Genomic DNA, 10,705 nt, shown 5'->3' with positions numbered 1-10,705 from the left:
AAATGATGTGCAGCAAAAAGACGTTTTAGAGGGTTTGGCTCAGGCTGACCGAGGTGAGACTGTCGCTCATGCAGATGTAGTTAAACTATTTGGTAAATGGGGCCTGAAATAGTATGGACTCCAAAGGCTGTTGAAACATTCAGCAAAAGGATAACATATTTAGAGGAGCATTGGAGTGAAAAAGAAATATTTAAGTTTACAACGCGTGTAAATGAATATTTAGAAACATTAAAAACACAACCGCTAATGTTTCGCAAATCTATCCGTCTAAAACACACTCACATAGGGGTAATTGTTAAACAGGTTTCTTTAGTATATAGGATAAAACCCCGAAGTAAAAAAATTGAGCTAATCGCATTTATTGACAACAGGCAAAATTCCAGGCGCCAGAAATATTAAATGCATTTCCTGTTAATATTATAACCTACCAAAGCAAATTACTAACTTTTTTAGGATTTAGCATTTAGTTTTCTGAATTTTACCTTTATGAACATAAATAATCTGCCTCCATTAGCCGAACGAATGCGTCCGAAATCGCTTGATGATTATGTGGGGCAGAAACACCTGGTTGGCCCGGGCGCGGTGTTGCGCAAGGCTATTGAATCGGGCGTGCTGCCGTCCATGTTGTTCTGGGGGCCTCCGGGGGTGGGTAAAACCACTTTGGCTTATATTATATCGCAATCCTTATATCGTCCGTTCTTTGCATTGAGCGCTATTAACTCCGGTGTAAAAGATGTGCGGGAGGTAATTGAAAAAGCATCATTATTAAAAGAACAAGGCGAGACCCTTCCGATATTATTTATTGATGAGATACACCGTTTTTCCAAATCGCAGCAAGACTCCCTACTGGGTGCTGTGGAGCGGGGTATCGTTACACTGATAGGCGCCACTACAGAAAACCCCTCGTTCGAGGTGATCTCGGCATTGCTATCACGCTGCCAGGTATATATTTTACAGCCGCTGGCCGAAGAAGACCTGTTAAATCTGCTGGATAAGGCCATGAAAGAGGACATAGTACTGCAGGATAAAAAGATCACCATCAAAGATCATGAGGCCTTACTACGCCTTTCGGGCGGCGACGCGCGTAAACTGCTCAATATATTTGAGCTACTCATCAATGCCTTTGATTCGCCCGAAATAGTTTTAACTGATGAAGTGGTGCTGGAACATGTACAGCAAAACATGGCCCTGTATGATAAAACCGGCGAACAGCATTATGATATCATTTCGGCATTCATCAAATCTATGCGGGGTTCTGATCCTAACGGGGCGGTATATTGGCTGGCCCGCATGATCGTAGGTGGCGAAGACCCATTGTTTATAGCCCGGCGTATGCTCATCCTGGCATCTGAAGATATTGGCAATGCCAACCCCAACGCACTTTTATTAGCGCAAAGCTGTTTTGAAGCCGTAAATAAAATTGGCATGCCCGAATCGCAGCTCATATTATCCCAAACAGCTATTTATCTGGCTACATCGGCCAAAAGTAATTCGGCAACAACGGCAATTGGGGCGGCTATTGCCCTGGTACGCCAAACCGGCGACCTGCCCGTTCCGCTGCATTTGCGTAATGCGCCAACCAAATTTATGAAAAATATAGGCTACGGCAAGGACTATAAATATGCCCACAGCTACGAAGGTAATTTTACTGAGCTTGACTTTTTACCAGATGCCATCAAAGGCGCCCAAATCTACCAACCCGGCAACAACGCCCGTGAAAACGAAGCCAAAGAAAAATTAAGAAAATTATGGGGCGACAGATATAAGTATTAGATAAGAGGCAAGAAATAAGACAAATCACCAATTAAATTAACTTACATTGCGCAATTCGTGTAATTCGAAAAATTTTGTGTAATTAGTATCATTATGATATCTACCCTTTTCAGGCATGAGTTAAAAGCGTTCTGGCGGTCAAGAAACACAGGTAAAAGCATTGCCATTAAGGTGATCATGAGTATCTTTTTGCTCATTTTATTTTTATATGTACTTGCGCTTGGCCTTTTTTTAGACCTAATATTATCTGCCAAATTTCCAGATGCTGATCCAATAAACATGTTTTGCGGGGTAATCTTCATGTATTACCTGTTTGATCTGCTGCTGCGCTTACAGTTACAGGAATTGCCCACTCTTCGTGTACAACCATACTTGCATTTACCAATCAGCAGAAATTTATTGGCTCGTTATCTGGCGCTGAGTTCGGTTTTATCCATGTTTAACGTTTGGCCTTTTGTGTTGTTTTTGCCATTCATTTTTAAGGTTATCTCCACTTTCGGCATTGTGGCAGTATTAGCATTCATTGTTGCCATTGCCGGGCTTACCGTTTTTAACAATTACCTGGCGCTTTATATTAAAAGAAAGTCAAATATGAATGGCTGGATACTTTTAATGGTAATGGGCATTTTAATAATAATTATTACCTGCGATTTCAGGTGGCATCTATTTTCCGTTAGCGATATTTCTTATGCCTTTTTCGGCCGGTTGTTAATAAAGCCTATATTAATTGTACTGCCCCTGATACTTGCGGCTGCTATATATTATTTAAATTATCTGTATCTAAAACAGAATTTTTATCTCGAAAAACTTACCGCTCATAAAGTAAAAAACAATAAAAGCAGTACCGATATCCCGTTCCTGTGGCGCTTTGGCCTTGCCGGTAATTTGGCAGCTAATGAAATTAAACTTGTTTTACGTAATAAACGTTCCCGCTCCTCTTTGATCATGGGTCTGTTTTTTATGTTTTACGGATTGATATTTTATACTAATCCCACGCTAAGTAAAAGCTGGTATATTTTTGCCGGCATGTACATGAGCGGGGCCTTTATTGTTAACTACGGTCAGTTTATGTTTGGCTGGCAGGCTTCACATTTTGACGGGCTGCTGGTCAGCAATATCAACTTCACTGATTTCATTAAAGCCAAATACCTGTTGTTCACACTGGTATCAACAGTAGCTTTTATATTGACTATCCCGTATGTTTATTTTGGATGGCAGGTACTGTGGGTACACTTTGTAATGTATTTATGGAACATTGGTGTAAATACTACCATCGTACTGTTTTTCGCTAACCGTAATTTTAAGCGTGTTGACCTGTCAAAAGGAGCATCATTTAACTGGGAGGGTATCGGTGCAACCCAATTGCTGTTAACCTTTCCGCTTATTTTAATTCCATACGCTATATATACACCTTTTTCACTTTTTAAACAGCCCAATGTAGGGTTAGCGCTGATGGCCATTATCGCGGTGCTATTTATATTAACCAGAAACTTTTGGGCAAAGCAGCTTGAAGCAGATTACCATACTAAACGATACCAGATAGCCGAGGGCTTCAGAAATAAATGATATGATAGCAATAAAGAATCTTAAAAAGGTTTATAACGACGTGACTGTTGTAGATGTACCGCATTTGGAGATCAATAAGGGCGAAAGCATTGGCCTGGTAGGTAATAATGGCGCGGGTAAAACCACGTTATTCAGGATGATACTTGACCTGATACGCCCCGAAAGCGGTGAAATATTGTCAAACGGAGAGCCAGTAGCCGGCCATGAGAATTGGAAAAAGTACACGGCATCGTACCTTGATGAAGGCTTTTTGATAGAATACCTTAGCCCTGAAGAATATTTGTACTTTATCGGGGGTCTGCACCAACAAAGCAAAGCTCAGGTTGATGAAACACTGGTTCAACTGAGTGATTTTTTTAACGGCGAGATCTTAAACCGCGGCAAATATATCCGTGATTTGTCTAAGGGAAACCAATGCAAAGTTGGTGTGGCATCATGCCTGTTGCAAAATCCGCAGTTGCTGATGCTTGATGAACCTTTTGCCAATATTGACCCCAGTACACAGTTCAGGTTAAAAAACATGCTGAAGGATGCCAACAAAAATAAAGGCATCACTACTATAGTATCCAGCCATGATCTTAACCACATTACTGATGTATGTGACCGCATTTTGCTGATGGAGAAAGGCATAATCATTAAAGACATTGCCACCGGCTCATCTACCTTAAGTGAACTGGAAGAATATTTTGGAGTAGGGCAAAGCGTGAGCCCCCCGGCCCCCTAAAGGGGGAGTTTTTTGATGTGCAGATATGCAAATTTCAGATGTGCAAATGATTTTATAAAAGCATAAAGCCCAGCTTCAAAGAAGCTGGGCTTTATGCTACAATAGTAATCCAAAACTCCCCCTTTAGGGGGCCGGGGGGCTCACCGTGCTGTTGTGCTCTCAGCCAGCAAATCGGCAGTCAGCTTTTCAAATTCGCTGATAAATTCGGTATAGTGCTCACCAGTACCAGGGCCGTTGAAGCCGGTGTGTATTTTGCGCACATCACCATTTTTATCAATAATAATAGTTGTAGGAAAACCCACCACCTTAGTAAGCATAGGCAGACTTTTAGCGGTTTCCGCCTTATTACTGGTATAACCAGTTACCAATAGCGGATAAGTAACATTAAACCTGTTTTTCACTTGTAACAGTGCCTTTTTTGATTTTTCAAAGTCGTTGGTACGCTCATAGGCCAAACCAATAACTTCTACCCCTTTAGATCGAAACTTTTTATAGTAGTTAACCATGTAAGCGGTTTCGTCCATACAGTTAGGGCACCATGAACCTAATATCTGTACAATAACTACTTTATTCTTATAACGGGCATCCTGCAATGAAACCTGTTTGCCATTAATATCCTTAAATGAAAAATCTATTTTTTTATAGCCCGGTTTAAGCGCGGTCAGGGAATAAGCATCGGGCAGTTTGGCATTGGCATCTTTTACTGCCGACCATTCCTGCACAGACGCGCCTGCGTAAAACTTTCCATCGGTTAAGGTTTGGGCATCTTTTATAGTCGCGGTAAAGGTATAAGCATGGCCGCCATCAAAGCATGAAAGGTATAATTTATCGCCTGATACCGAACCTTCCAGAAAGCGGTAATCGCCGGTGGTGGTTAAAAATGTACCAGTAAGTTTGTTGCCGTTCTGTTTAAATTCGCCAACGGTAGTATCGGCTCTTTCGCCTTTACCGATGACGGCCGACCAGCGCCCGTCAACATTGTAAGCAGGTTTTTCGGGAGCTTTTACAAACCGCCATGAAGTATTAGGTTGCGCTGAAAACTCAACAGCCACATCGCGCTCGCCTAAGTGGCGTACCCACTGCCCGTTCAAATTTTCGCCCTCAAGCTTTAGTTTAAACTCCGAATCAAACAGGGGCATGTGTATAAAAACAGAATCGCCCCGGGTTGTAACATCATTTACCCTGAGCCTTTCGGTACTGTTAATAACGTACAGTTCCTGTTTACCGCCAGTCATATCCTTTACATCAAAATTAAAAGGGATCTCGGTACCTGATGGTGTTTTGAGCGCACCACGCCAAACCCCTGTTTTTAATTGGGTTTGGGCAAATACGCTTGTTATGGTTAAAGCGAATAAAACGGAGCTGATGACAAATTTAAATTTCATTACGAATGAATAGTCTACTAAATCGATATACTTTATCAAAAGTATAAAAATTAAGCAGCTATTTCAAAATTTCTCTCGAAATCACGATCCGCTGAATCTCAGAAGTCCCCTCATAAATCTGGGTGATCTTGGCATCACGCATCAGGCGTTCCACATGATATTCTTTAACAAAGCCATAACCGCCATGTATCTGCACAGCTTCAACAGTAGTTCGCATGGCCACTTCCGATGCAAAAAGCTTGGCCATTGAACCTGCCTGGGCATATGACTTACCATGATCTTTTAACCAGGCTGCCTTGAGGCATAATAGCCGGGCTGCTTCAATTTCAGTTGCCATATCGGCCAGTTTAAATTGAATGGCTTGCAAATCGGCAATGGTTTTGCCAAAGGCTTTACGTTCTTTAGCATATTTTGCAGCCAATTCATAAGCTCCGGAGGCAATACCCAGGGCCTGCGCGGCTATACCTATGCGGCCACCCTCTAAAGTGCTCATGGCAAATTTAAACCCGAAGCCTTCTTCGCCTATGCGGTTCTCTTTAGGCACCTTAACATCGGTAAACATCAGCGAATGCGTATCAGAGCCGCGTATGCCCATTTTATTTTCCTTGGGGCCTACGGTAAAACCCTCCATCCCTTTTTCAACTACAAGCGCGTTGATGCCATGATGTTTTTTAGAGGCATCAGTTTGTGCCATTACCAGATAGGTAGAGGCCGAATTACCATTGGTGATCCAGTTTTTGGTACCATTAAGCAGGTAATAGTCGCCCATATCAATAGCAGTTGTACGCTGTGATGTAGCATCTGAACCGGCTTCCGGTTCAGAAAGGCAAAATGCCCCTATCTTTTCGCCTTTGGCCAACGGAACCAGGTACTTTTGTTTTTGCTCTTCGGTACCATATTTTTCAAGGCCATAGCAAACCAGCGAGTTATTTACAGAAACAACCACCGATGCCGACGCGTCAATTTTGGAAAGTTCTTCCATCACCAGCACATAGGATATAGCATCCATACCACTACCGCCATATTGAGGCGAAACCATCATGCCCAAAAAGCCAAGCTCGCCCAATTTTTTTATTTGCTCGGCCGGAAATTTCTGATGCTCGTCGCGCTCAATTACTCCGGGTTTCAGTTCTGTTTGTGCAAAATCACGCGCCGCCTGGCGTATCATTAGCTGTTCTTCTGTAAATTCGAAATGCATAATACTTAAAAAAATAAATATACAAATTACTATGCATGCATAGTAAAGTTTTTAAACAAAAAAAGAGAGCCTTTTTCAAAGCTCCCTTTCCCCTAATTAATTTAAACTATTGATTAAACCCAAAACAAAGAACAAAAAATCTCAACTTGGGCGTCTGAGAATTCAAAAAAAAGTTTTTCACAGGTAGGTGATTTAATTTTTTCTTCACAGATATCTTGCAGGGCGAATTGAAGTAAACAATTATGTTGCCATAATTTTTAATATTTCAATAAAAAAACATCTTTTAATATTTGTTCTAACATGTATTTATTATCTATATTTTACTGAACTTTAATTACTTATTACTGCTTATTTTTAAGCAGTTTTTTAAACTAAATTATTTACAAGCCGCAACCAATTATGTTACTAACTGATTTTGAATACCTTAGCAACTCGGATGATGCTTTTAAGAAAAAAGTAGCCCTCCAGATCAAGAATCTGCGAAGGCAAAACCAGGTAACCCAGGAAAAATTTTACAGCGAAACAAACATCAATATTGCCCGGTTAGAGTCGGGTAAAATAGATATCCGGTTAGACACATTAAGAAAAGTTTGTTATTATTTTGATGTTTCTATGGCCGGTTTTTTTCAAGGCATTTATTAAAAAGTATTTTTTTTAATAAATCGGCATTTCAAATTCTATTATTCCATACATGCGTTGTATTTTTTAACATACACTTAAATTTTTTATGTCTATAAAAACACCTTCGTCCATATTAGTTATTAGTGCTGTATGCTTTTTACTATGCGCCAGCTGTAAAGAACAAAACAATAACGCAACCTATGCGGATAAAGATCCCGTGTTTAAAAACATGGATACGACCATAAAACCGGGAGATGATTTTTTTAAATATGCTAATGGCACCTGGCTTAAAAAAAATCCCATCCCTCCCGCTTATTCCTCCTGGGGAATTGGCAATGTAGTGGTTGAAGAGTTGCGCAACCGAATGAAAAAAATAAATGAAGATGCCTTAACCGCCCATGCACCCAAAGGCAGCAACACTCAAAAAATAGGTGATTTTTATTATAGCGGCATGGATACCCTTGCTATTGAAAAGCAAGACATAACGCCCCTTAAAGATGAGCTTGCCAAAATTGATCAGATAAAAGACATCAACGGCTTAATAGATGCCTTTGCGCACTTTAAAACCATTGGCGTTTTAACACCCTTCGGGACCAGGCCAGGACAGGACAGCAAGAACAGCGAAAAAGTAGTATTACAGCTTGATCAATCGGGCATAGGGCTGCCAGACCGTGATTATTATTTTAATACAGACGCGCATAGTTTAACCGTGCGCAATGATTATCAGCAAAAACACCTGCCTGCTGTTTTCAAGCTTGCAGGTTTGCAGCCTGATGCGGCAACTGCCGTGGCAAATCGGGTATATGAACTGGAAAAGTTTCTGGCCGATAGCAGCCGTAAGCTGGAGGATTTGCGCGACCCATATAAAAACTATCATAAAATGCCGTTGGCCAACTTAAGCAAGCTGGTTCCTAATGTGAACTGGACATCGGCATTTGAAAAAATGGATTACAAAAATGTGGATACCGTTATTGTGGGCCAGCCTGAATATTACCGCGCCTTTAGTAAAGCATTAACAACATATAGCATTACCGATTGGAAAAACTATTTACTTAAAAACCTGGTATCGGCGTTTAGCCCCTATCTGAGCAAACCTTTTGATCAGGAAAACTTTCGTTTTTACGACATGGTACTTGAGGGCAGCAAAGAACAACTCCCCCGCTGGAAACGGGTGCTGAATGCCGAAAATGACTTAATGGGTGAAGTATTGGGGCAAATATTTGTAAAAGAGTATTTCCCTGAAAAAACCAAAACCCGTTATGTAAACCTGGTAGAAACCATGCGCGCTACCTTTAAAGAGCATATTGAAAAGCTTGACTGGATGAGCCCGGCTACTAAAGAAAAAGCTTATTATAAACTCAGCAAGGTAATGCCTAAGGTTGGCTACCCTGATAAATGGAAAGATTTTTCGACCCTTGAAATTAACCGTGATTCTTATGCTTTAAATGTAATGCGTGCCAACAACTGGTGGCATAAATACTATGCGGCTAAACTGGGCAAACCGGTTGACCGCACCGAATGGAGTATGACACCGCAAACCTACAATGCCTACTACAATCCATCCAATAACGAGATCGTGTTGCCGGCAGGCATATTCATGATTCCTGGTGCTAAAGATGAAGATATTGATGACGCTGTGATATATGGCTACGCCGCCGCATCAACAATTGGCCATGAAATGACACACGGTTTTGATGATGAGGGCCGACAGTTTGATGCCAAAGGCAATTTAAAAACATGGTGGCAGCCCGAAGACTCAGTTAAGTTTACCCAGCGTGCCCAAATGCTTATTAACCAGTTTAGTGGCTATAGCATTTATGGGCTGCATGTAAATGGTAAGGCCACCCAAGGCGAAAACATTGCCGATTTGGGCGGTATTGTTATTGGATTAGATGCGTTCAAGAAAACAGGCCAGTACAAAGAAGGAAAACTCATTAATGGCTTAACACCTTTACAACGTTATTTTCTGGGTTACGCCCTGGGCTGGCTGGGTCAGGATCGTCAGGAATCACTATCAAGTCAGATACTCACCAACCCGCATGCTCCCGGCTTTATGCGGGTAAACGGACCATTTACTGATGTGCCCGAATTTTATGAAGCTTTCCACATTAAAAAAGGCGACAAAATGTGGCTCGATCCGGATAAACGGGTGAAGATCTGGTAAGTTCAGACAAACTTCTGATTTTATATGCAACACTTGCGTGGTTTTAAAAGCCTGGCAAGTGTTGTATATTTAAACAATGCAAATCATTCATTTCCTTCAGGAATGGTGGGGCCATCAAACCTGGCCGGAGATCATTGCTGTTATCACCGGTCTGCTTTGTGTTTACCTAGCGGCGGTAAATAACATCTGGAACTGGCCCTTTGCCATCATCAGCGTGGCCATTTATATTTTCATTTTTTTTGAAGCACACCTGTATGCCGATATGGGCCTGCAGTTTTATTTTATGGCCATGAATATTTATGGCTGGTACCATTGGAGCCACAAGCCAGCATCCGAACTTAAAGCTCCGGTTATCCTTATTAAAAAGCAGGAGGTTGTTGTAGCTATAGTCGCTATAATATTATTCACCTTTATATTGGGTTCGGTGCTCCAATATACCACAGCATCATTCCCTTATCTGGATAGCTTTTGCACTGCATGCAGCCTGGTAGCCCAATATCTGCTGGCCCGCAAAGTTTTGCAAAACTGGCTTATCTGGATATTTGTTGATATTATTTATGTAGGTGTATACGTCTTTAAAGATTTGCACTTAACCGCTGTCATGTACGCCATATATGTAGCTATAGCCCTGTTGGGTTATCTGGACTGGCGTAAAGAATACCGTAAACAAATAGTTAACGCCTGATTATAACTCTTTCCTCATCACATAATCATTCATCCAGTACGGGCCAATGGCTATGTCCTCTTCATAAGCTACCGCAAAACCCATTTTTTCGTAAAATGATTTGGCATTGTTGTAGCGGTTTACATTAAGCTCCAACACATGCTTACCCGCTTCTATGGTTTTTTGAGCAACCTCGTTTATCAGTACTTTTCCGTAGCCTTTACCCTGTGTTTCAGGCAGGCAGTATAGTTTATGTAGTTTGTAGATATCAGCATTTTCTTCATGCGGAGAGTAACCAGCAAAGGCCACAGGCCGGCCATCTTCCAACAAAAGCAAATAGGATTGCTGGTTATTTTCAATCTGGTTATGTAATTTATTTGCCGAATAAATCTCATTCAGCATAAATGATATCTGCTCAGCCTCCAATATGGGGCCATAGGTTACCCACCAGGTTTTATCGGCTATTTCTCTTATAGTTTCAACGTCGTTTACCGTTGCTGTTCTTATAGTATACATATTATCTAAACTGGCTTAGCTTCTTTCTTCCCATATCATGCACAGGTGCAATATGGTTTCAACCGCTTTTTGCATATCCTGTACCGATACCCAC

Annotated in this window: 10 protein-coding genes; 7 read left to right on the top strand and 3 right to left on the bottom strand. The window is 41.3% G+C overall.

Annotated features, from left to right (window positions below; translation table 11 throughout):
- Positions 1–96: 96 nt before the first annotated feature.
- From AAGC65_RS21840 to AAGC65_RS21825, 4 genes are all read left to right on the top strand, one after another.
- Positions 97–399 (top strand): type II toxin-antitoxin system RelE/ParE family toxin, encoded by a 303-nt coding sequence (locus AAGC65_RS21840; RefSeq protein ID WP_343114588.1) that lies wholly within the window; start codon positions 97–99, stop codon positions 397–399.
- 93 nt (positions 400–492) lie between these two features.
- Positions 493–1,773 (top strand): replication-associated recombination protein A, encoded by a 1,281-nt coding sequence (locus tag AAGC65_RS21835; protein WP_343114589.1) that lies wholly within the window; start codon positions 493–495, stop codon positions 1,771–1,773.
- A gap of 93 nt (positions 1,774–1,866) precedes the next feature.
- Complete coding sequence (locus tag AAGC65_RS21830) at positions 1,867–3,339, top strand: DUF5687 family protein (RefSeq protein WP_343114587.1); 1,473 nt, start codon at positions 1,867–1,869, stop codon at positions 3,337–3,339.
- A 1-nt stretch (position 3,340) separates the two neighbouring features.
- On the top strand, positions 3,341–4,063 hold the full coding sequence (locus tag AAGC65_RS21825; protein WP_343114586.1) for an ABC transporter ATP-binding protein: 723 nt from the start codon (positions 3,341–3,343) through the stop codon (positions 4,061–4,063).
- 140 nt (positions 4,064–4,203) lie between these two features.
- On the opposite strand, the gene AAGC65_RS21820 is transcribed toward AAGC65_RS21825, so the two are convergent.
- Both AAGC65_RS21820 and AAGC65_RS21815 read right to left on the bottom strand, forming a co-directional pair.
- Positions 4,204–5,448: a TlpA disulfide reductase family protein gene (locus AAGC65_RS21820; protein ID WP_343114585.1), complete on the bottom strand. Its 1,245-nt coding sequence runs from the start codon at positions 5,446–5,448 to the stop codon at positions 4,204–4,206.
- A gap of 58 nt (positions 5,449–5,506) precedes the next feature.
- A complete protein-coding gene (locus tag AAGC65_RS21815; RefSeq protein WP_343114584.1) occupies positions 5,507–6,646 on the bottom strand; it encodes an acyl-CoA dehydrogenase in 1,140 nt (379 codons plus the stop codon).
- 399 nt (positions 6,647–7,045) lie between these two features.
- Here AAGC65_RS21815 and AAGC65_RS21810 point away from each other — a divergent pair, with 399 nt between their 5' ends.
- The 3 genes from AAGC65_RS21810 to pnuC all read left to right on the top strand — a co-directional run bounded on the left by AAGC65_RS21810 (position 7,046) and on the right by pnuC (position 10,116).
- The gene (locus tag AAGC65_RS21810; RefSeq protein WP_343114583.1) at positions 7,046–7,288 is read left to right on the top strand and encodes a helix-turn-helix transcriptional regulator; all 243 of its coding nucleotides are present in this window, start codon (positions 7,046–7,048) and stop codon (positions 7,286–7,288) included.
- Positions 7,289–7,373: 85 nt separating this feature from the next.
- Positions 7,374–9,431 carry a M13 family metallopeptidase gene (locus AAGC65_RS21805; RefSeq protein WP_343114582.1) on the top strand — a complete coding sequence of 686 codons (2,058 nt, stop codon included), beginning with the start codon at positions 7,374–7,376 and terminating at the stop codon, positions 9,429–9,431.
- Positions 9,432–9,507: 76 nt separating this feature from the next.
- A complete protein-coding gene (pnuC, locus tag AAGC65_RS21800) occupies positions 9,508–10,116 on the top strand; it encodes a nicotinamide riboside transporter PnuC (RefSeq protein ID WP_343114581.1) in 609 nt (202 codons plus the stop codon).
- Here the strand turns inward: pnuC and AAGC65_RS21795 are convergent, their stop codons facing one another.
- Entirely contained in the window at positions 10,117–10,611 is a 495-nt protein-coding gene (locus AAGC65_RS21795; RefSeq protein WP_343114580.1) for a GNAT family N-acetyltransferase, read from the bottom strand.
- Positions 10,612–10,705: the final 94 nt, after the last annotated feature.

The organism is Mucilaginibacter sp., assembly GCF_039207105.1.
Lineage (GTDB): Bacteria > Bacteroidota > Bacteroidia > Sphingobacteriales > Sphingobacteriaceae > Mucilaginibacter.
This window is presented reverse-complemented; position numbering and strand designations above follow the sequence as displayed.

What these genes read in the sequence shown, in the direction of transcription:
- AAGC65_RS21840 (WP_343114588.1), top strand. Translation starts at nt 97, where the DNA reads ATGGGGCCTGAAATAGTATGGACTCCAAAGGCTGTTGAAACATTCAGC.
- AAGC65_RS21830 (WP_343114587.1), top strand. Translation starts at nt 1,867, where the DNA reads ATGATATCTACCCTTTTCAGGCATGAGTTAAAAGCGTTCTGGCGGTCA.
- AAGC65_RS21825 (WP_343114586.1), top strand. Translation starts at nt 3,341, where the DNA reads ATGATAGCAATAAAGAATCTTAAAAAGGTTTATAACGACGTGACTGTT.
- AAGC65_RS21820 (WP_343114585.1), bottom strand. Translation starts at nt 5,448, where the DNA reads ATGAAATTTAAATTTGTCATCAGCTCCGTTTTATTCGCTTTAACCATA.
- AAGC65_RS21815 (WP_343114584.1), bottom strand. Translation starts at nt 6,646, where the DNA reads ATGCATTTCGAATTTACAGAAGAACAGCTAATGATACGCCAGGCGGCG.
- AAGC65_RS21810 (WP_343114583.1), top strand. Translation starts at nt 7,046, where the DNA reads ATGTTACTAACTGATTTTGAATACCTTAGCAACTCGGATGATGCTTTT.
- AAGC65_RS21805 (WP_343114582.1), top strand. Translation starts at nt 7,374, where the DNA reads ATGTCTATAAAAACACCTTCGTCCATATTAGTTATTAGTGCTGTATGC.
- pnuC (WP_343114581.1), top strand. Translation starts at nt 9,508, where the DNA reads ATGCAAATCATTCATTTCCTTCAGGAATGGTGGGGCCATCAAACCTGG.
- AAGC65_RS21795 (WP_343114580.1), bottom strand. Translation starts at nt 10,611, where the DNA reads ATGTATACTATAAGAACAGCAACGGTAAACGACGTTGAAACTATAAGA.